General features: G+C 41.9%; 28 protein-coding genes. 10 read left to right on the top strand and 18 right to left on the bottom strand.

All coding sequences use genetic code 11. The features are described 5' to 3' along the window. The 5 genes from JW968_00105 to JW968_00125 all read right to left on the bottom strand — a co-directional run. Positions 1-341 (bottom strand): hypothetical protein (locus tag JW968_00105; GenBank protein MBN1385363.1); only part of this gene is annotated, 341 nt, incomplete at its 3' end. 314 nt (positions 342-655) lie between these two features. Next, positions 656-1,612: a hypothetical protein gene (locus JW968_00110; protein MBN1385364.1), complete on the bottom strand. Its 957-nt coding sequence runs from the start codon at positions 1,610-1,612 to the stop codon at positions 656-658. A 339-nt stretch (positions 1,613-1,951) separates the two neighbouring features. Next, on the bottom strand, positions 1,952-4,189 hold the full coding sequence (locus JW968_00115; protein MBN1385365.1) for a hypothetical protein: 2,238 nt from the start codon (positions 4,187-4,189) through the stop codon (positions 1,952-1,954). 127 nt (positions 4,190-4,316) lie between these two features. Then, on the bottom strand, positions 4,317-5,144 hold the full coding sequence (locus JW968_00120; GenBank protein MBN1385366.1) for a hypothetical protein: 828 nt from the start codon (positions 5,142-5,144) through the stop codon (positions 4,317-4,319). Between the two features lie 155 nt (positions 5,145-5,299). Next, the gene (locus JW968_00125) at positions 5,300-6,082 is read right to left on the bottom strand and encodes a hypothetical protein (protein ID MBN1385367.1); all 783 of its coding nucleotides are present in this window, start codon (positions 6,080-6,082) and stop codon (positions 5,300-5,302) included. Between the two features lie 143 nt (positions 6,083-6,225). Between JW968_00125 and JW968_00130 the strand changes: the two genes are divergently transcribed. Further along, on the top strand, positions 6,226-6,858 hold the full coding sequence (locus JW968_00130; protein MBN1385368.1) for an endonuclease V: 633 nt from the start codon (positions 6,226-6,228) through the stop codon (positions 6,856-6,858). Between the two features lie 20 nt (positions 6,859-6,878). Here JW968_00130 and JW968_00135 read toward each other — a convergent pair whose 3' ends face one another. Continuing rightward, complete coding sequence (locus tag JW968_00135) at positions 6,879-7,634, bottom strand: helix-turn-helix domain-containing protein (GenBank protein MBN1385369.1); 756 nt, start codon at positions 7,632-7,634, stop codon at positions 6,879-6,881. A 142-nt stretch (positions 7,635-7,776) separates the two neighbouring features. On the opposite strand from JW968_00135, the gene JW968_00140 reads away from it, so the two are divergent. Beyond that, entirely contained in the window at positions 7,777-8,439 is a 663-nt protein-coding gene (locus JW968_00140) for a hypothetical protein (protein ID MBN1385370.1), read from the top strand. Between the two features lie 138 nt (positions 8,440-8,577). Then, complete coding sequence (locus JW968_00145) at positions 8,578-9,375, top strand: hypothetical protein (GenBank protein ID MBN1385371.1); 798 nt, start codon at positions 8,578-8,580, stop codon at positions 9,373-9,375. A 64-nt stretch (positions 9,376-9,439) separates the two neighbouring features. Here JW968_00145 and JW968_00150 read toward each other — a convergent pair whose 3' ends face one another. Then, a complete protein-coding gene (locus JW968_00150; GenBank protein ID MBN1385372.1) occupies positions 9,440-9,991 on the bottom strand; it encodes a hypothetical protein in 552 nt (183 codons plus the stop codon). 94 nt (positions 9,992-10,085) lie between these two features. Between JW968_00150 and lysS the strand changes: the two genes are divergently transcribed. From lysS to JW968_00175, 5 genes are all read left to right on the top strand, one after another. Beyond that, positions 10,086-11,555, top strand: coding sequence for a lysine--tRNA ligase (gene lysS, locus JW968_00155; GenBank protein ID MBN1385373.1), 1,470 nt, complete (start codon positions 10,086-10,088; stop codon positions 11,553-11,555). A 33-nt stretch (positions 11,556-11,588) separates the two neighbouring features. Next, positions 11,589-12,245, top strand: a complete 657-nt coding sequence (locus tag JW968_00160) for a hypothetical protein (GenBank protein ID MBN1385374.1) — start codon at positions 11,589-11,591, stop codon at positions 12,243-12,245. A 4-nt stretch (positions 12,246-12,249) separates the two neighbouring features. Further along, positions 12,250-12,918 (top strand): hypothetical protein, encoded by a 669-nt coding sequence (locus tag JW968_00165; GenBank protein MBN1385375.1) that lies wholly within the window; start codon positions 12,250-12,252, stop codon positions 12,916-12,918. A 45-nt stretch (positions 12,919-12,963) separates the two neighbouring features. Further along, complete coding sequence (locus tag JW968_00170; protein MBN1385376.1) at positions 12,964-13,191, top strand: hypothetical protein; 228 nt, start codon at positions 12,964-12,966, stop codon at positions 13,189-13,191. 221 nt (positions 13,192-13,412) lie between these two features. Further along, positions 13,413-13,688, top strand: coding sequence for a hypothetical protein (locus JW968_00175; GenBank protein ID MBN1385377.1), 276 nt, complete (start codon positions 13,413-13,415; stop codon positions 13,686-13,688). A gap of 179 nt (positions 13,689-13,867) precedes the next feature. Here the strand turns inward: JW968_00175 and JW968_00180 are convergent, their stop codons facing one another. Further along, positions 13,868-14,086 (bottom strand): hypothetical protein, encoded by a 219-nt coding sequence (locus JW968_00180; protein MBN1385378.1) that lies wholly within the window; start codon positions 14,084-14,086, stop codon positions 13,868-13,870. Between the two features lie 38 nt (positions 14,087-14,124). Then, complete coding sequence (locus JW968_00185) at positions 14,125-14,409, bottom strand: peptidyl-prolyl cis-trans isomerase (protein ID MBN1385379.1); 285 nt, start codon at positions 14,407-14,409, stop codon at positions 14,125-14,127. 132 nt (positions 14,410-14,541) lie between these two features. On the opposite strand from JW968_00185, the gene JW968_00190 reads away from it, so the two are divergent. After that, positions 14,542-14,721 (top strand): AbrB/MazE/SpoVT family DNA-binding domain-containing protein, encoded by a 180-nt coding sequence (locus JW968_00190; protein MBN1385380.1) that lies wholly within the window; start codon positions 14,542-14,544, stop codon positions 14,719-14,721. A 92-nt stretch (positions 14,722-14,813) separates the two neighbouring features. Here JW968_00190 and JW968_00195 read toward each other — a convergent pair whose 3' ends face one another. The 8 genes from JW968_00195 to JW968_00230 all read right to left on the bottom strand — a co-directional run bounded on the left by JW968_00195 (position 14,814) and on the right by JW968_00230 (position 19,013). Continuing rightward, positions 14,814-15,071, bottom strand: a complete 258-nt coding sequence (locus JW968_00195) for a hypothetical protein (GenBank protein ID MBN1385381.1) — start codon at positions 15,069-15,071, stop codon at positions 14,814-14,816. A gap of 80 nt (positions 15,072-15,151) precedes the next feature. Next, positions 15,152-15,448 (bottom strand): hypothetical protein, encoded by a 297-nt coding sequence (locus JW968_00200; GenBank protein MBN1385382.1) that lies wholly within the window; start codon positions 15,446-15,448, stop codon positions 15,152-15,154. Between the two features lie 85 nt (positions 15,449-15,533). After that, positions 15,534-16,238, bottom strand: a complete 705-nt coding sequence (locus tag JW968_00205; GenBank protein ID MBN1385383.1) for a hypothetical protein — start codon at positions 16,236-16,238, stop codon at positions 15,534-15,536. A gap of 203 nt (positions 16,239-16,441) precedes the next feature. Beyond that, on the bottom strand, positions 16,442-16,933 hold the full coding sequence (locus JW968_00210; protein ID MBN1385384.1) for a hypothetical protein: 492 nt from the start codon (positions 16,931-16,933) through the stop codon (positions 16,442-16,444). Between the two features lie 6 nt (positions 16,934-16,939). Continuing rightward, the gene (locus JW968_00215) at positions 16,940-17,110 is read right to left on the bottom strand and encodes a hypothetical protein (protein MBN1385385.1); all 171 of its coding nucleotides are present in this window, start codon (positions 17,108-17,110) and stop codon (positions 16,940-16,942) included. Beyond that, entirely contained in the window at positions 17,091-17,246 is a 156-nt protein-coding gene (locus JW968_00220) for a hypothetical protein (GenBank protein ID MBN1385386.1), read from the bottom strand. The genes JW968_00215 and JW968_00220 overlap by 20 nt, the downstream gene beginning before the upstream one ends. Further along, positions 17,246-17,437, bottom strand: coding sequence for a DUF2116 family Zn-ribbon domain-containing protein (locus tag JW968_00225; protein ID MBN1385387.1), 192 nt, complete (start codon positions 17,435-17,437; stop codon positions 17,246-17,248). Before JW968_00225 ends, JW968_00220 begins: the two co-directional genes overlap by 1 nt. Before the next feature lie 61 nt (positions 17,438-17,498). After that, positions 17,499-19,013 (bottom strand): hypothetical protein, encoded by a 1,515-nt coding sequence (locus JW968_00230; GenBank protein ID MBN1385388.1) that lies wholly within the window; start codon positions 19,011-19,013, stop codon positions 17,499-17,501. A gap of 545 nt (positions 19,014-19,558) precedes the next feature. Here JW968_00230 and JW968_00235 point away from each other — a divergent pair. Continuing rightward, complete coding sequence (locus JW968_00235) at positions 19,559-20,077, top strand: hypothetical protein (protein ID MBN1385389.1); 519 nt, start codon at positions 19,559-19,561, stop codon at positions 20,075-20,077. Here JW968_00235 and JW968_00240 read toward each other — a convergent pair. After that, positions 20,074-21,240, bottom strand: coding sequence for a hypothetical protein (locus JW968_00240; GenBank protein MBN1385390.1), 1,167 nt, complete (start codon positions 21,238-21,240; stop codon positions 20,074-20,076). The genes JW968_00235 and JW968_00240 overlap by 4 nt on opposite strands. Between the last annotated feature and the right edge of the window lie 70 nt (positions 21,241-21,310).

Raw genomic sequence — 21,310 nt, forward strand, 5'->3', positions numbered from 1 at the left:
CCATCTCTCGGACCATTGCCGTTGTTCAAGCCAAGCTCTGCCCTGAGTTCAGCAGCTGTCTCGAAATCACCATCCTGTGCAGCTTCATGAGCCCTGACAAATGTCCCGAAGTTATCTTCTGTGACAACATCCACAACTCTAGGGTGCCTGCCATCCTGTGTCATCAATGCATACCAGGCATCATAATCCAGGTTGTCCATGGCTGACTCCATGGCTTCATGCCTCTCCTCATCGCAGTTAGGCCCCTTAACATTGTAATCTCCGCGGTAAGCGCTGACAAGGGCTGTTGATGCCAACAAACCAACAACCATGAGCGCCAAACCAAATATTGTTTTTTTCATCTTATTTCCCTCCGGGCCCGCTTCCATCAACATTCAAAAGCAGGTCCAAATGAGATATCAAAAGTGTCTTGTTTATAAGCAAGAAGAAGAGAAAATGTACACTTGAAGTACACAAAAAATACCCAGAACTCAGAGATATCTCTTGTGATAATGGCAGATGGAACTTTCCTTTCTCTGGTTTTACAGGACCTGGAGTACATATCAGGCTTATTAGAAGGTTTTTCTGATATTTTGAACCTAGATAATCGATATCCAAAGAGGATATGTCAAAGATTCATAGAACCATAAAAAGCTCTTTTCAAGCCCGCCAACACTTAGCCCGCCACTATCCTCTGGAATGATATTATCTTTGAGACGCAGGCGCCGTCAGAACAGCTCCCGGGGCAGCCATGATATTCAAAATTCCTGACATCATTTATGCAGTAGTTCTCAGTCAGGGTGTTTCCGTTGCAGGAATCCGTGTAATTGGCCCCATTGTATGAGACTGTCCCATGGACACCATAATCCACACCAGCATCAGTGTCTGAACATACAGGAACCAGCCTGCATGCCCCATCATAACAGCCATCAGGACACGAATAAGAAATCATTTTGATATCCCCATACTCACAATACAACTCATTCAGGAAAATATTTCTATTACACCAGTCTGCTGTCGTATAATCCCCACAATCCCCAGCCATGCAACCAGTACCTGAAATATTGCCCCTGAGAGTATAATTTATGCCTCCATCTGTCTCAGCACAGATGCCGTGCACAGTGATGTTAAAAGACTGCTCATCAGAACCTCCTTTGCTGTCTTCTACTCTCACAATGACAGAATTATCAGCATTCAAATTATACGAATTGATCTGATAAGGCGTTGGCGTCCATTGAATCAAACCAGAGCTCTCATTAATCGACATGCCTGCAGGAAAATCGACAAGCAAATATGAGAGTGTATCATTATCAATTGCATCCACATCATATCCATATGAAGAATAAACAACCGCTTCAGAAACTGGCTCAGAGACAATAATAGGGCTGTCATTGGGAGCAACAACATCAACAAGAACAACATCTGTCCTCGCAATCTCTGTCACAGGATCTCCTATGTCATCTGTATACAAAGAATCTACAACAGCTACCACATTCCATGCAGTGGCATTGTCCTCTGTGATCTCGACATTCCACGTGACGATGCAGACATCGCCATCCCTCATATTCTCCAGGCAGCCGACCTGTTGCTTGTTCGGAACAGTATAGAACGGCTCAACATAAGACTCAGGCACAACTTCCTCAATGATACACGGCCCTGGACACATCTTGTAACTGTGGAAAGGTTGCTCTGGAATTTCTGTATAGTTTGCTGTGCCATAGTTTGGTTGTTTATATCTATCCTTAGTTACTAAAACAGATCTATGATTCTGCGATAAATTTCTAAACAAATAATAAATAGAATTGTCTTTGTTCAAAACCAATTGCATAGATGTTGCCTCTGTTGGACCAGAACCGCACAAATTATCCCATTCAATTATCACTCTTCTTGTGGATTTATTATAATGTCTGATTCCTCCGCAATTTTGATTTTCAAAAATTGTATCATAGGCAGTCATATGTGTAGTTTCATATTAATCCCAAGCACCTCCAACACCTTGGCAATAATCCATATACAAATTCATCCATCCCTTTGGACCCACACAACCATGGTTTGTTGTATATTCTGAATAATTATAATATTTAAAATCAAATGGCAAATCATACATAACTTCATCAACAATGCCTACTTCTGTTAAAAACTCTGTTTGATTATACCATGTAAAAGGCATCTCATACCAATCATAAGCACCATTTTCTCCAGGTGTTGAACTCTTTGGAGAACTCCAGTTTGTCTCATTATTCCAATAGACAAGCTCTGCTATTGTATCTCCACATTCGCCACCAAGACATTCAATTTCCAATTCCATATCTACATGACTATTTTTGGTTAAATTATCTAAATCAGATGTCAAAATATTCAAGATATATTGTCCCCAAGGTATTTTCCATTCCTTTACTTCAGTATTAGAAAAGCCATTGCTGTCATAGCACGTGACTTCCAAAGCAAATTCTCCAGAATCATTTATTATCATATCGGGGTTGTCATATTCATAAGCTCCCCCATTAAATGATTCATAGAACAATACATTATTATCAGGAATATTTGTTAATTTAAATTTAACATCAGTAACTGTTCCACCAGATGTGCTTGTGCAGCTTGCTCTTACTTTTTCAAAATCATCGCCAAAACCAACTTCTGAACACTCCCGCCAAATTCCATCATAACATTCAATATTTGTAATGTCTGGAGGCAATAAATCTAAGATTGTAACGTCAACAGCACTTGTCTGGTGCTCAATTACAGATGGATTTGATGAAGAATAAACAGTAAAAACATCCCAATTTGAACCCACATTTCCAGTTGCATTGACTCTCCACGTCTGTTCACATGATTCTCCCGCATTCATTCCCTGAAGACATGTCTGGTTTTCAGGATATCTTGGATTCTGATCTATTGTATAAAATGGAATTGAAACAGTCATTGGAATTGTTCCATTTTTAAAAAGAGCAGTGTAATTAATTGTGATCTCTGCTTTTCCAACCCAAGTCTCATATCCGCAAGATCCTGGACCGCCGCCACAATCTGCAATTAAATTATAATTCATTAAATTCAATTCATTCCAATTATCGCCAGGAATAAAGAAATCATTAAATTCAGTCAAATGATATGTTACTACAAATGTATCAGGTAAGGTGTGGGGAGGATCACAATAATAATTATAATCCATATTCTGAGAAGCTAACCAAGTCTCTATTAATTCTCCATTTAAAGAAAGTCGAAAACTATCTCCCATCGTACCATATGCATACCAGACTTTTACTTCAACACCATCAATAGAAGTTGCATTTGGTAATTTAAAATCAGAAGTTTCATTAAAATCCTGTTGCCACCCATAAGAACAAATATCAGTAAAATCAATAGTACAATCATTAAAACCAACATCAAAAACACAATATTCTTCCTGCTCCGGAGGATCTAAAGTTGCAGTTGTATCACCGCACTCTCCACCAACACACTCCACGCCTGTTGTGAAATTAAAGAACATATTGTGATAGACATCATATGTTGGGCCTGTTGGATCGATCAGATAAGGAGAATATGTTCCCCATGTCAGGAAGAATGATTTTTCCAAGAAGATCCCTTGCGCTTTTGAATTATAGCATGTTGCAGTCAATAGCCAATTGCCAGAATCAAGCAGCTTCACATCCTTATTGTCCAGGTAGAAAGTGTTCTTGTCTCTTGAAGTATAGCTCTCTTCAAAATAGACTTCCCTGTCATCTAAGTTCTCCAGCCTGAACTTGACATCAGATATCTTATTATAACTATCAAAACAATCAACCCGTGCTTGAGATATCACATCATTGTATTTCAGGTTTGACTGGTCCACCCATGTCTTGCCTTTCAGAACTTTAAGGTTAGACAAAGACATTGTGCTTGCAAAAGAAGGATCAACATAGCTCTTCAATAGCAAGAGCTCTTTCTCAGGCAGCTTATCAGCAAGATAATCATAATCAATTTTATCTGCAAGCCTCTGTGTATTGAAGCTTGAAAATAGATATGAATATTTTTCAGGGTTATTCAAAGCAGTCCTCAATATGAACATGTCCCTTTTTGTGAAATCCCCTGAAGAAAGAAAATCCTCTGCCAACGCAATCTCACCTGAAATGACCTTCTTGGAAATATCCCTGGCAGGATCATCAAGCTGAGAATATGTCAATGCAGAGAATGAGATGATGAGCACCAACCATATAAGTGATTTTTTTCTCATAAGGACCCCCCAAGTGATTTCTCTGAGATCAGCCTATAGAAAGACAAGCCATTATATAAAGATTTTTGGATTTCTCCCAATATTTATACAAGAAATAAAGGATCAGATGTGATTCAACAGACAAGCATCAGAATGGTACCCCTGGATCAGACATGGATGCATCAAATCCCACCCTCTTGGTGCCGTACTTCCTTATCAGGAAATCCACAATATTCGGCTTTGCATCAGCAAGCCTTCTCGCTGTCCAATCCTGGTATTCTCCCAGCTCATCTTCATATGTCATCCTGACAATATCATTCCTGAATCTCCTGTAATAATCTATCTTGGATCCAAGCACCCATTCCCTGCTGAGCATCCTCTCGAGCTCCCTTGCCTCTGCCATGTCGCTGAAAGGTATTCCCACTCGTGTCATGAGATCATCGAAGAACTCCCTGGCCTTTTTCCGGGTGGCATTGCCCTCGAAGCCGGCGATATAATTCAGAGAGTCCCTGAGATTCCTGAATAATGCCCTGCCCATGCGCCTGATCCCATCATAAGCCAGAGCAGCATGGCCGAGAGGGAGGATGATTATCTTATCCTCTATCGTCCTTATCATATCAGCATGATCCCTGCAGTATGTGTATTCCAGACCGACATTATACCCCTCATCCCTTGTGCCTCTTGCAGTCATCGCAGTCGCTGGCTCACTGCAGCCATCAAAATTGCAGCTGATGCCGTGATCATAGCTGTTCAGGAGAAACATGATGTATCTTATGGAGTCAGGACCATCACAGCTGAAGAACCTCCTCGCTTCCATGATCTCCAATAATCTTCCTTTCGGAGAATTCAGGTCAGACAGAAAGGGATAATCAGAGAGCCCTATCTGCTCCAGGGTGCGATTGACATGCCTTGCTCCCCTGTAGGGATGAGTCCTCGGCCTGCTGAACCTCATCTCAAAATCACGCTGGTATACCATGCAGATGCATAGTCTGAAGGATTATTAAATGTTTCTGTTGTTATAACTTAATAGAAGTAAATAATATTTGATCTGTTATTTATTTCAATATTGAAATCAGATAATGCTGACCAAAATACTGACCAGAAGACATGTGATGAACAGAAACACAGCTCTCAGCGCCTGGTCTTCAGGACATTGATCAGCAGGAACCTATTGTACAGCACAGCAAGATAGAGCAGCGCATAGAAAAGGCCTGAGAAGATTCCCTTGTACACAGCGTAGAAATCCTGCGAGGTCTCGAATTTCGTGTAGAGATAATCCCTCATAATCCATCCGCCGCCGCCGAAAATAATCGTGAGTATGAGGAAAGGCATCAGGAGCACAAGGAATGAAAGAGATAATTTTCCGAAGCGCCTGAAAGATCTGAAAGACAGCGCAATGATATCTGCAACAGACTCAGATGGATGGAGAAGAAAGACTGTATGCATGACATTGAAGAAGAGATAGACAAAGAGGAAAATGATGACAGCAACAACGAAACCAAGGACAGCCAGGGGGACCGAGGCAGTGAATACCGCCGACAAAAGAATGAACAATATCGAGAGCACAGCCAAGCCCCCGAGTGCAGAAAAGTTCTGCAGGACGAATCCCCTCCAGGGACCTATCTTCAGTGAAAATCTCACGGCCAGCTCGCGCAGCACAAGATACTTCGCCACCGAATACACCAGGGTGATGAGAGATACATAGACAATCACAAATGCCACGCCGAAAAGGAAAGTCACAAGATCCGGCTTGTAGAAATCAGGATCTGTCGGGACGATATCTGAGAAGAATATGCCGAGAAGAACAAGAGCAAGGATGAAGCCGGCATCAATCAGGACAATCCTCCAGAGATCCCTCCTGCTGATGATCTGATGATAAGTCCTTGAAAGCAGATTCCCCTCCTTTCTTGCCATGAATCCCATTCCGGACAGCAGTTATTTAAATATTACTTATCGGACAAGCCCGGGCAGGCCGGGGCAGGCCAGGTTATTTATAAAGGGTTAAATTTAAAAGGGAGTGAATTCCCTCCAGACCAATCTCATATAAACTGGTGAAAATGGACCTCAAGAAGCTCAAGGAAGAACAGATCAGGCTATCCAGAAAGCTTGAACTGAAGGATTCCCTGGAAAAAACTGAACTATATGGCGGAGCTGACCAGGCATTCTACAAAGACAACATAATCTCATGCTTCGTGGTGCTGGACAAGGATCTCAGGCTGGTTGAGAAACAGACAGCTATCATCCAGTCCAAGATACCTTATATACCCGGATTCTTAGGCTATCGGGAAGGACCGGCCATATTAGAGGCTTACAACAAGATAGAGAACAAGCCTGATGTCATATTCGTCGACGGCAACGGCATACTGCATCCGAGAAGGTTCGGGATGGCATCGCAGATAGGGCTGATCCTCGGCAAACCATCGATCGGTGTCGCAAAGAAGCTCCTCTGCGGAGAGCTCCAGGACGACAAGGTGATGATGGAAGACAAGGTAGTCGGCAAGGCAGTGAAGACAAAAGAGCACAGCAACCCCCTGTATGTATCGCCGGGGAACATGATAAGCCTCAAGACAGCAGTCGAGCTCGTCAAGAAGACAATCGTGGAACCGCACAAGATGCCAGAGCCGCTACACCTGGCCCACAAGTTCTCCAAGCAGAAAAGGGACCAGATGGACAATCCCAACATGGAATGAAGCGAAATTCGGATGCCCTATCACTTCTTAGCCATGCCCCACATTGTGTCGAAGAATTTCTTGCATGCATCCATGGCCTCCCTGTTCCTTATCCTTATGACAATCGGCCTCCTCAGCAGCATGATGAACAGGACTGTGTCCTTGTAAAGGTTCAGCTCTGCGAAAGTATCCTGATACAGATACCTGACCTCATGGGGCGGATTATTCTGGAAATAATTCGTCCTCATCCTGTCCCTGAGATTCTCGTTGAAGATTATGTGGACAGTGTAGCCTTTTTCATTTACTTTCCTGTAATATTGGTTGAAGAACCGGTCAGCCAACTCAGGTGTCTGGCCCAAGCTAGCGCCGAAGATATAATTGTCATCTCCCTTTTTCAGGGTCCGGGCGATATCATTGAAAACAGTCTTCATGCCCTCCCATCCGTAGAAGACCTCTATGTCTGTTCCGGCCTCGATCCCTGAATACTTTGCCATCAGAGCAGGCAGCATGCCATCCACGAGCTCTTTTTCCCTTTCTATCTCTGCCCCTTTCCTCTCGAGGAAATCCTTTATCCTCTCAGGATTCGCTGCGCTGAAATGGATGACACCATTCTTTTTCACTGAAGAGACTATGCCTTTCTCAAGGAGCCTGTTAGCGACGTCATATATCTTTGATGGGGAGATGCCTGATTTCTTGGCTAGCATTGTCCTGGTCGATTCCCCTAATTCAAGAAGAGCAGAATAAAGCCTTATCTCGCCTGAGGTCAGACCGATCTTCTTCAGTCCTGATATATCCATGTTAATAGGGTTTTACAGCCCCTATATAATTTTTTCTTAAATTGCCCCCTTGGGGGACACTAATAATTAAATATCTGTTATCACCATAAAGTTGTAACAAAATCGTTATACGGGCATAGACCCGGCAAACGGAGGATGGAAAATGGGAATAACAACCAAGGTGAAAAGGATATTGGCAGGAACCCTGCTGGCTGCAGGACTCTATGCAGGTGCTGCCAGGGCAGAAGAGGCAGGAACACAAAGCGGACATGCAGGTTTCATAAGTCAGGGATACAATGCTGTCGAGATGGCTGTGACAGACCAGCAGTTCAGGACAAGGCTGCTCACGAACATAGATGCGTCAATTGAGGGGATGCAGGTTGGAATCCATGGGATGAATGAGACAAATGACCTTAGCAAGGACGGCTATTTCGGAAGGAATGTCCTGACAGCAGGCAAGAAAGGCGCAGGGACCTCACTGGCATATGTCTTATTGACGAACAGCAATGGAATAGTCGACCAGAAAATCGGGATAAGGAACACGAGCATTCTGAAGAAACTCGGCTGCTATGGATCTGTCGATGCAGCTGTTGATGCTGATGGAGGGAACATGACGGTCTTTGTAGGAAAACCACTGCCAGGCGGGATGTCAGCAGAGATGTATCATTCAGCTGAGATGCCTTTCAGCGGAGACCCGAACCATTACACAGAAGCGCAGCTAAACAAGGATCTCGGAAAGAATATGTCAGGCTTTGTGAGAGCAGAGATACCGGACCTTAAATTGGATGATGCCGCTTATCTCGGTGGAGTGACTGTCAGATTTTAATTATTTTTTCTGATTCATTTTTTCTGTTTTCTTATTCACATATAGGTGAAAACATGTCTTCTGATAAAACAAATAAATATTTATACCTGTGAAATATGGTGTTAGATATCATATTTAAAGGAGAAAAAAGGTGGTAAGATGACTGATCTGAATGAAGAAGAGATGCTAAGACTGAATTCTGAATACGAAAAGACAGCACCGAAGACAGATGTGCCAGGCTATAATGACATGGTCAAGACAGAGAAAGATTACAAGAGATATGACATGGACACATTGCGGAAGCTTGTGCCTGCACTCATCGAGAAGGGCATAGACAATGTGAACCTGTCGATGTTCAGCCAGGAGCTGAGGAATGACCTGCTCAATGCAGCCGGAGACGAGTATTTCAGGAAAGGAAAGATGAACGAGGCCATAAAGGCATTCACACTGACCAAGAACTCACAGAAACTGAGCGAGATAGGCGACAACTTCGTCAAGGTCGGCATGTTCAACAGCGCAGTGGATTCCTACAGGCTTGCAGACAACAGGGACAAGCTATGCGAAGTAGGGGACAAATGCCTCAGGGAAGGGCATTTCACCTCGGCAATCAAGGCCTTCAGGGTCGCAGGCGACAGGGAAAGGCTGATCAGGGTCGGTAACGAATGCCTGGACAAGGAGAAGATAGACTTTGCTATCGAGGTCTTCGGTGCGGCTGATTCATACGAGAAACTTAATGAGCTCGGCGACAAATGCCTCAATGACGGAAGACTCGGATATGCGGTCCGGGCCTATGAGCTCTCAGGAGACAAGGAGAGGCTGAGCAAGCTCGGCGATGTCTGCCTCAAGGAAGGACTCTTATCGAGCGCACTGAAGGTTTATGACCTCGCGGGGAATGAGATGATGGTAGAGTTCATCAAGCAGAACTTCCCGAACAAGGCAGACATATACTCAAAGTAAGAGTGCAGCAGAGAAATCGCCATCCCTGATATTTCTTATTTTTTTCCAAATCCAGACAGAATCCTCAGCGGCCAGAGATATCCCGGCCAAAGCGACGGCATAATGAAGCAAGATTCCTCTCATGTATCCTATCTGCAACAAATTGGATGCTGTCCTCCACATCAGCACAGAAATCCAGGCCATCTGTCCAGGTAACACCCATCTTGTCCCAGAACTCCCTTGACTCCGGCTTTGAAGTCGCATTCAGGTAATTTATGCCCATCTTCTGGACGATATCCAGGATTGCAAGATAAGAGAGCGAACCCCAACCAGAATATCTGGAACTGCCATTGATGGACTTCGGACACCTGAGCATCTCAGCCATCTCAATCTGATACAAGAATGCAGGATCATGCTTCAGATCCATCTCGGCGAACGACCCGCTGACTACTCCTATCCCGATCCAAATCCTGTCCAAGAAAGAATTGGGGAGCTGTTCGAACTCAAGCTCCATCCGTGAGAAAGGCGTCTCTAGCTCAGGATATCTCCTGGCAAGCCTATAAGGAGCTGACTCTACAACCTTTTCAAGGACCAGATTTCCGTCCCTGTTAAGATGATCGTATATATCAAAAGCCAAGGGAATCACATGATGGGATCTGCAGAGAGAGCAAAGCTGCTGATATATAAATGTTGCACAATATTTATAAATTGATGTTCAATTTTTTGGGCTTATGGAAGACGAAAACAGGCTCATCGCAGAGAGGAAGAGAAAGCTCGATGAGATAAAAAAGATGGGGATAAACCCATATGCATACAAGTATTCTGCGACACACCATTCTGAGGAGCTGCAGGAGAAATACTCAAGACTGAATGCAGAGGAGAAGACAGAAGACACAGTCAAGGTATCCGGCAGACTGATGATACTCAGGAGGATGGGAAAAGTGACATTCTCGCATCTCCAGGATTCAAGAGGCAAGATACAGCTCTACTTCTCCAAAGATGACCTTGGAGATGGATATGACCTCGTGAAACTGCTCGACATAGGAGACATCGTAGGAGCTGAAGGCATGATCTTCAAGACAAAGACAGGAGAAGTGACTGTGCTTGTGAAAAAGATCGAGCTGCTCACAAAATCACTGCGCCCCCTGCCAGACAAATGGCACGGGCTCAAGGATGAGGATGCAAGATACAGGATGAGATATGTCGACCTGATCGTGAATCCGGAAGTCAAGAAGACATTTGCCATCCGTGAGAAACTCATCTCGGAGATGAGGAAATTCCTTGCGTCAAAAGGATTCCTGGAAGTCGAGACACCAGTGCTGCAACCGATATACGGGGGAGGGCTGGCAAAGCCTTTCGTGACCCATCACAATGCACTTGACAGGCAGATGTATCTGAGGATATCGAATGAGCTCTATCTGAAAAGGCTCCTTGTCGGCGGATATGACAAGGTCTTCGAGTTCTCCCGCGACTTCAGGAATGAGGGGATAGACACAAGGCATAATCCAGAATTCACAATCATGGAGACAATGTGCGCATATGCAGACTATCTCGACTCAATGGCTGTGGTCGAGGAGATGATCTCGACGCTTGCTGTGGAGATCCTCGGCAAGACAAAGCTGAACTATCAAGGGACAGAGATAGACCTGACACCTCCATGGAAGAAGATGAGCATGATGGAGGCAGTCCTTGAATTCACAGGAAAAGACTTCAAAGGGATAGACCTGGAGACAGCAAGAACATATGCAAAGGAGCTTCGGGTTGAAATAAATAATGAGATGGGAGTCGCCGGCATAATGGCAGCAGTCTTCGACGAGATCGTCGAGGAGAGGATAATACAGCCGACATTCGTGATGGACCATCCGGTTGAGATCAGTCCCTTGGCCAAAAAGAAGAGAGGCGATGAGGATTTCACAGAAAGATTCGAGCTGATAATTGGCGGAAGGGAGTATGCGAATGTTTATTCTGAACTGAATGACCCATCTGTGCTGCGCGAGAACTTCGAGAAACACAAGGAACTCAGAGAAGCAGGACAGGATGAGACGCACCCGGTTGATGATGATTTCTTATGCGCACTGGAATACGGCATGCCGCCAGCATCTGGCATCGGGATCGGCATGGACAGGCTAGCGATGCTGTTTGCTAATGCTGGGTCTATCAGAGATGTGATATTCTTTCCGATACTGAGGAAGAAAGAGTAATATTTATATACTTCTTGTTAAAATAATAACAAAATGGTAACTATAGCACATATTGCAAAGAAACTCATTGAAGACAAACCATTCCTTCTTGATGCACTGGCAAAGAAGATCATCAATTATGGAGCACTGGCTGACATGATACAGCCGGATGTCGAGAAAGAGATGGGCAAGAAAGTCAAGCACAGCGCAGTGATGATGGCGATAAGGAGATATGCAGATGCCCTTGACAAGGTCGATGCTGCACAGAAATTCGATTATAATTCTGAGATAATAATGAAGACAAACCTCTGCGACATAGCAGTCAGCAAGAGCCCATCGCTCTTCATCAAACTGAAGAAGATATATGAGACTGTGAATTATGAGAAAGGGGACCAGCTGAATGTGATACACGGAAACAATGAAGTGTCGATCATAATCAGCTCAAAATACCTGGAGAAGATAAGCAAGATACTTGAAGGGGAGAGGATCCTCAACACAGAGAAAGACCTTGTGTCGCTGTCATTATCATATGGGATGGACTTCTACCGCACCCCAGGCATCATCTATCATGTGACTAAGCTGTTCGCATGGGAGAACATAAACATCATCGAGATAGTATCAACACTGACTGAACTCACATTCATAATCTCTAATAAGGATTCGATGCGTGCTTATAATGCACTGCAGAAACTGATAACAAGCAAGAGGTGAAAAAATGAAGAAAGCAATAAGCTTTATCCTTTGCGCACTGCTGCTCTGCTCGTTTGCAATAGCACAGCCAAACAGGGACAGGGACGGAGGAATGGCAGGATCAGGATCTGATGGATCAGGAAATGACTCCGGAAACGGAGACGGCAACGGAAGCCAGGCAAATACCCAGAACCAACAGCAGAACCAAGGAGAAGAGAACCAGATACAGAACCAAGAGAGGACAGAACTCCAGGCAGGAAGCTATAGGATGGAGAACGGACAGCAGCTACAGGTGCAAGGCGGAGAGCAGAAACAGCTCAAGATGGGAGAAGCAGTGGCAGAGACCAAAATGGCACTTTCTCAGGAAAGGGTACAGCAGAAGACAATGCTCTCAGCAAAACTCAGCAACGGCAAGAACGCAGAGATAAAAATCATGCCGGATACAGCATCAGATAAAGCGATTGAGATGCTTCAGCTGCATGTGTGCTCTGAGGAGAATGGATGCACCATAGAGCTGAAAGAGGTAGGCCAAGGCGAAGAAGTCAAGGCTGCATATGAAGTCAAAGCACAGAAACAGGTCAAAGTGCTTGGATTCATAAAAGCACAGATGAAAGTGCAAGCCCAAGTGAATGCAGAGAACGGCGAGGCCATAAAGGCAAAGAAAGCATGGTGGGCATTCATGGCAGCAGAATAGGGCAATAGTTTTTTTCCTTTCTTTGCATAGATTATCGGTCAGAAAATGAAAAAGTTTTATGTGAACAGGATATTTGCAGGCAGCATATCTCTCCTGAACATCCTGGAGATGTATGACGGCAGCTTTGTGCTGAAAGGACTCTTCAAGGAAAGAAAGATATCTTATGAGGAGATTGATTTCATAAAGCTGTCAATCCTATCATTCAGGAGGAACATCGAGATCTATCTGAAAGAGAATGATAATCCAATAATTATCCATTCATTGTTCAGCTAGAAGAGAATCATAGAGGAATTCAAGAAACACAATGTCGAGTTCTCAGATGACACAAAAGAAAAAGAACCTGTAGAATTCACTGATGAGGACCATTAGAAGGGGCAGAGGGCTTGAGAAGGGAAATATTTATAAAAAATACTATATTTAGGATAGTATAATTGTATATTAGATTTGCAGAAAATCTATGCTTTTCCTACCTAAACAAAAATTGAGGTGAAATGATGGATCAAAGAAATTTAGCTTTTGTCTCTATAGTAGCAATCGTGGCAATAGTCGCGCTTGTTGTGATGATTTCTGGAGGAAGGACAAGACAGATGACAGCAGAACCAATAGTCCTTGACATGGCAAGCGACAGAGTGGGGGAAAGTACAACCAATGATTTCATGGTTATGCAAGCTTTGGCACTTAGAAGCACACTATCTAACAGGAAGGTTGTCAACCAGGCACTGGTAAACTCTGGGGGCGCAGATTTATTGACGCAGGAGATGACAGAGTAATGGAAACATGGTCAGGTGATTTTGGTACAGGTCTAACATGCCATGCAGGCCCAAGTAGATGCAGAAAATGGCGAAGTCAAGACAAAGAAAGCAGGGTGGGCATTCATGGCAGCAGAATAAATCTTATTTTTTATTCATTTTTATAAAGCAGAAAGAACATACAGATTCAGAATATCCTTTCAGACCTTCTGCTGTTTCAGACGGTATGCTTTCTCGATTATCTCATCATCAGCATCCCAGCCAACAGGTTTCTTCTCCACAGGCTTCTCAACCTTAGGATTCCTTCTTGAGGCAACACAATTAGGGCACACCATCATGCGGAAATAAGGATCAAGAACAAACTTATCTGACATCGTTTTCTTACCACAATTCCTACAATTCACTGGAACGCTTTCCATGCAGGCACATTTTCAATCCTAATTTAAAAATATGTCGGTCATCTCTCATCAGTCTTCTTGATGATATGGAAACCGAACTGAGTCCTTACCGGACCTGATATCTCACCGACCTTGAGTCTCATAGCAGCATTCTCGAACTGAGGCACCATCTGGCCTTTACCGAAGAAACCCAAGTCACCGCCTGACTTCTTGCCCGAAGGGCACTTAGAGAACTGCCTTGCGAGCTCTTCAAAATTCGCTCCGTTCTTCAGCTTCTGGATCAATTCCTTGCAGAAGACTTCCTTCTCGACTAATATATGGGATGCGCGTATTTGCTTTGGCATTGGTTTCACCTGACTCTATGTAAAAATAAATTATGCGGGGCACACGTTCCCCGACTAAACTTTAATTCTGAGATTACAATGAGCTGGAAATATGACCAAGTTTAAATACTTTGCGTAGGTCTCGTTTAAGGTATGCCACGATTGCAATCATCCAAGAACCGGTTCTCCTTGACTATCCCTGCCAATGTAATCCGATTATTGGGCTGGCAGAAAGGAGATCATATAGATCTGGAGTCCGATCTCAAAGGCAGGTTATACCTGAAGAAAGCATCCTCAATGAGACAGCAGCCACATGATGAGATAGAGTATTAAAAACATGATGGCCAGCTTGCCTATTGTTCTCAGAAGGATCCCGATAATATAACTTCCAAATTCAATAATTGATTTTACAATCTTCTTCATAATCACCCAATATAATCTCTTGATACAAGATACTCAGGGCTTACATCCTTGAGTATTTTTTTATAATCTATCTCTGGCTCTCCGTCATCTGAATCATGCTCCGGCTGATCAAGGTATCGCTTCTTATCAAAACACGCAACAACCTGAACCTTCCCATGCTCAATAAGCAGACTTACAACACATGGCCTTTCCATCTGCTTTTCAAAGCCTAAAAGCCACGCTTCATAATCCTTCGCATCACTTTCTCTTGCTTTTTCCATTGAATATCAATCTCCCTAAACATCTTATCAAACTCCTGCTTTGTCCTCACATCCAAAAAAAATATCCCCATTGACTCCCCTCATCTATTACTCTGCCACTTGATTGCACATTGTTCTTTATGGCAAAAGAATAATACATTGATAGGCTTCTCCTTCTCCTTTGGGTTATGCAAGATAACAATCCAGTCATCAACTATCTTCTTATCACAATAGGCACAATGAATATCATGATTGTTTATTATCCCATGAAGATCAGCATGATTGCTGATCGCATCCAATGAAACCAAACCATAACCTTTGATGTTCGCTTTCTTTTTTGGATACATTCTCTTGATGTAATCTATTTGTTGTTGATACTGCTCCCCTTGTTGCATCATTGTTGCCACCTCATCTTTCCGGAATTAACTCATACCCGCATCTTGCTCCCTTGTATGTGCGTGAATATGCAATATAGCTATATACTCAGGGTATATTCCCTATTACTTCATAATAAATTACCTTCTGCCTTTCCTTAACAGGCCTGAACTCCAAACCTTTTTTCTTTATAAACTCCATTTGGGCATAAATATACCTTTCATTGTTGCCCATCTTCTCAGCAACCTGACTCACATTAAGGTTCTGCATCAAATACTCCACTATTCGCTCCTGAATCTGCGTCAATGGTTTATGCTGCTTTCCAGATTCTTTATCTTCCATCCTTTGCAGATCCCGACCTATACTTTCATTCAATGATCTTGTGAAAGCATCCTTCTTCGCCTCATAGGCCTCCAGCAATTCTGGCGAAGGCAAATGTATCTTCATGCTCTTCAAGGGTATCACACCATGCTGCTCAGTATAAACCCGCAGATACTTCTCATAAACAACTCCGGTCTTCTGATTAACCTGAATAAGCATGGGCTTAAGAGTGGTCTGCTTCTTTTTAGGATCAATGCTGATAGTCTCCATCCTTGCATGAAAAAGCTTTCTCAAAGATGCATTGATAAAACTGAAATGAGGGCTTGTCATAAATAAAATAAAATTCTTATGCCTGAAAGTCTGAAAGACATAATTCAAAACTTTGGCCTGTAATGTCTGATACTCAAGATGACTCATGCTCACCTGAATCTCATCAAAAATAATAACAGCACCACGCTTCAATTTCTTATCCACTCCATTAATCAGATCCATAAATTCCTTTGGCGAAAAACAACAATTCCGAATATCAAAATCAGGATCCAACATCTCGCCCAGTCTTAAGGCACTATAAGATTTTCCACTGCCTGTCTGGCCGGTGATGGCTGCAATAAAATTCTTATTGCGCTCAATCCTCTGCAAAATATAAGAATTGAAATAACTTCCCTGCCCCCGATTTGATACTACCAATGCCATTTTTATGTCTCATCAATGAAGGATTTGCCTTCCATATATTTCTGGCGATACAAGAAACAGCTTAATTCTCGGAAAAGTTCTCTGCTGATCTGTCGCTTAACATCCCTGAAGGTTATGCGAACATCAACATTCTTGAAACGCCTCTCACCATCAATGATATCAGTATTCTCATTATAAGCATCCTCTAACATCTTTTCTGCTTCTTGACCTATCTTTTTCATTTCCTCATCAAAATGTGGGTATAATATATCATATAGGTATTCCACTGAATTGGAATAGACTTCTCGGGAGTCAGGAATATAAATTTTAATTATGGCATTGCTATTTGGCCGAGGATCAGGCCGCTCTTGCCAATAACCACCCAAAAACTCGCAAGAAGAATAACCGCCTATCTTTCTCAAATGCTCCAAAACAATCATCTTGAAAGTCAGCTTTTCATCTGCTCTGCCCTGATAAGATTCTGCATCAATAAATTTGACATCATCATCAGCCATATTCCATCAACCCACATTCCTTTTTTGCTCCAAATGCCTTTTAAGATTCTGCTCCCACAAAAACCGAAGCTCATTATATCTTTCAAGCCTCTTGAGGATCTCAACCTTCTCATTACTCATGGCCTTCGCATAATACATGACCGCATCAAGATGCGAATTAAAGGTCTTTGACAACATGATCTAACTCCTCTTTATACCTATCAATGATCAACTGAATCCTCTCCTTATTCTCAGCTTTTTGGAGCAATATCCCATATTTCTTGATTTGCAGCTCATAAAACCTGATTACCGCTTTCTGACTTCTCTCTTCCATCACTTTGCACCCGATTTTTTGGATTCTAATTCTTTCCTTCTCAACCTGAAAGTCTCATTACATGATCTGCTGCAAAATAATGCATCAGATCTCATATTACCAGGAATAGGATTCCTGCACCAAATACAAACCTTGCCTTTTGCAGCTGCTTGGTTTCCTGGCAAAAACCTTCCTTTCTTGTCTCTTTTCATTTTTCCTCTCTGTTCCAGGATATAGTGTCACAAGTGTCATAAGTGTCATAAGTGTCACAGCTTAAGTGTCACAAGTGTCACCTTCAATTTCTTCTTCTGTCACATTTTTGCGAGTGATTTCTTCATTTTGTGATACATATGATAGATGTGATACTATATTTTGGGTTTGTAAAATGAAGAAAAAAGTTTTTTCACTCAACAGATATGCATTACCATCTCGGAAATGCTTAAAATATCTCTTGAATCCCAATTTGTTTAAAAATGATGCAATATACCTCTGGCTGGGCTTTTTCTCACCATCAAGGAGAACAATACCACCCCTTATCTCAATTGTCTTAATAGGTATTGGATCCTGCACACCATCCAATTTCTCAGATAATACCTCAAGAATTTTGTAATCCCAGCTATCAGGACTCAAATCATTTGTGATATTTTTGCTCTCAGTCAGCTCCTCTGCAAACTGCCCCATCTCAAGATATAGCTCTTTTGATATCAGTTTGGCTATACAGAGGATTGGCTTCCAGATCTGCCAGTCCCTATTAGTAAGCTTAAACTCCTTTTTAATCCCAAACTGATCGCTTGAATAATAAGCATCAACCTGCTTCCAATGAAGCAGAGCAAAAGGATATAAATTGTCCCTGATTGTTTTGAAATCAGGATCCTTATCTGTGGGCCATGAATCCCCTCTCTTATCTTTCTCTGGACTCTTGATAAAAATCTCTGTGATACAACGATCCTGTAATGCCCCTTCCAAACCCTTAATAGAAGCAAACTGCTTGGGGCAATATGCATCATGCATTATTGAAACAAACTTTTCCCCCCTTTTCTCAAGCCTCGGGACTTTCCCTCCCTTCTGCCATCCACTATTACACAGCTCAACAATCTCAGAATTTAAGAGATTGCCCTTTTTATCCCTGGTAAATAACTTCTCAGCCTCATCCAGATATAATGTTGGCCTGTTCCTCTCAACAAACCTGAATATTGTCGCCCCTGTCGGATTCACAAAAACAATCCCATTAAAAGATATAAAAGAACTGATGGTCATGGCTTTGGTTTTGCTTGTCCCTTTCAATCCAGTATTTTCAATATAAGGGTATGCATCAAAGATATCATAAATGTATGTGCCCATATCCCATAAAGCTCTCAAGGAATTAAATCTCTCATCCTGGCAGAAACGATATTCCTCATATTTGCCTCGGATTTTAAGAAATAAATCCTGAGGAGATAGTGTCTTATACTGCTTTCTTAATACACCTTGATAGGTAATAAAATTTTGAATCTCCTGCAAGCTCCAGGGCTTAAAACCCTCCATTGGTGGATCCAAAAATTTAACATTCTGCTGCCTCTCAAAATCTTGAGTGATCTCTCGGAAATCATGATTATCAAATACAATGCACGCCCTCTCTTCCTGGACTGGAGCAGTATATTCCTTCTTATCCTTACTCCTAAACTTTTTCTTCACCATTTTAGGTATAATAAACCCAAAATATTTCTGGCCCTTCAGGATACCAATTGCGGGATATAATTTCTGAGTCCTTTTATTTTCATCAAAGATAAAATCCTCTGTTTCAGTCATCTGCACGCCTCTCTATGACAGGGCTTGGGCAGATTTGTCCTGATGTATTCAGAAATGGTAATCCCCTTTTTTTGTGCTTCTTCTCGCCAGAACCGACTCAATTCAGGATCCGCTTTGAATGTGGTTATCAACATAGTATCACCAGTCTTTTATAGGAAATCCCAGAATAAGTTATTTTGGCAATTTTGAATCTGGGTTTTTTTGAACAGGCACTTTCCCAAGTGCCTTCAGTTTCTCATAAAGGTCATTGAACCACTGGATATGCTCACTTTCCATGATCATCGCCTCGCATTTTGGGAAGATGATTTCTCAAGCACAATTTTACACAGGCTGACATTGTTATACCATTCCACTGCGCTGTTTCTATGAGTTCAGAATGGATATCTTCAGGTAGATCAACAATAATCTTCTTCATGAGCTGAAAATCCCAATATTCAATATTTAAGATTTTTGGTAGAATTGGGTAGAAATAATTATTATTTATTTATATATCAGTGCCATAATAACGTAAAATATATAAATTTAATATATTATTAAATTGTGAAATGGGTAGAAATAATAAAGAAGATTTATTGATGGAACTGGCGAAAAAAGTATTTGGTGAGAAAAAATTTAAAGAAATAAATGATAAATTAGATTATCAATGGAATTCATTTTTTATGATTGTATATGATATTCAATCAGCATTTTCGGCTCGCAAAATGAATTTTCAACATATGGAAATGTTTTATTTATTATTCAAATTGTTCAATTCGGATATTAAATTTTCAAATTCACAACATTTTTTTCAAAAAATAAAAGATGAGAAACATATTTGGTTATCTGTTAAACAAAATACTCTTTCCAAATTATTTAAGGATTTAAGGGAAAATGATTTTATTATGTCTGATAAAACAAAAACATCTTCAAGAGGCAAACAAGGCTATTTTGTTCCTGTATTTGCAGAATATTTTAATAAAGAATATAAACTTTCAAATGAAAACATAATAGAATTATTCAATATAATCTTATATCATTCTGATGATGGGGGCAGCATTTTTCATTTTACAAAAAAAATAAATTAATTTTTTTTAATTTCTTGATCAAAGGTGCCTTTCAATCTCTCATCCTTGTATATCATTTCTATAAAAGCATCATATCTCTCCAGCCTTTGCTTGATCTCATGCATCTCCTTTTGGATGCTGCCTTCATTCTGCACGAGATCCTCCTTCTTGACCTTCAAGAACAGCCCACATTTCTTGCAGTAAGTCATATCAGCCGGATTCCTCTCCTGACATCTGAGGCAAATCTGACTATCAAAGACTGACTGCACCTTATCACTTTCCAGGCCATTCAATGCTCTTATCTCTCGCTGATAATCCTTTGCAGAGCTCTTATCATAATTCACTATGACCTTTGTGCCTTTTCGCCATCCATACTTTTGCTCCAGGGCACCTGTCGTAACTCCCTTGATCCTGTCCATTGTGACTGAGAATTTTCTGAGCTTGTAAGGATAGGCCCTTTTATTGATGCCTTGTCTCTGGCAGATCTCTTTCAGCACTAAACCCAGGCCCGCAATTGAGATATCAAATAAATAGATCTTATCTTTCGGCAGGCTTTTCACATAACTTGATATATGATTGAGCACCCAGCTCTCATAAATATAGATGTCTCTTGTCCCTGTTTTTCCCGAAACTTTGATCTTTATGCCATCCTTTATCTCTGAAATGTCCTGTTTTCTGATGGTCAATAACTCTTCTGGCCTTAATCCCTGGCTTGCTGTGATACTGATCCAGCATTTATCTCTGAGATTTCTTGCTCCCTCAATGATCCTCATGACATCGTCTTCATTAAACCACTCTTCCTTTTCCTTCTTCTTTGAGGGGTTATCCTTTTTCTTGAAATAAGGAGTCCTCCGATCATAAATCCAGAAATAAATTGGAGTTAAATTCTCATACTTGTCCAGGGTTGTGATGGTCTTATAGAGCATTTGCACAGCTCCCCTATGATCATCCTTGGTGCTTTCCCTATGATCCTGGCTGTTGATCTTGGCTGCCAGCTTGATCAGATCCTCTTTGTTGCTGGCTTCTAGGATGTCCTTATCCATCCAGCTGATCATGTTCTTCCAATGCATGATATACTTGCTTCTCCTGGCATGAGTAAGGCCCTGAGCCTCTAATAGGGCAAAGAAATCCTCCATGACCTGCTTATTTGAGGGGCTTAAACCTGGCCACTTATCAGGGTGCATATTGCCCTTACCCCCATTTATAAATAAGGGATAGATTCTATTGAAATTGGCTTCATGCCTGTATATGTCC

The sequence above is a fragment of the Candidatus Woesearchaeota archaeon genome (assembly GCA_016928155.1).
Taxonomy (GTDB): Archaea; Nanobdellota; Nanobdellia; order Woesearchaeales; family JAFGLG01; genus JAFGLG01.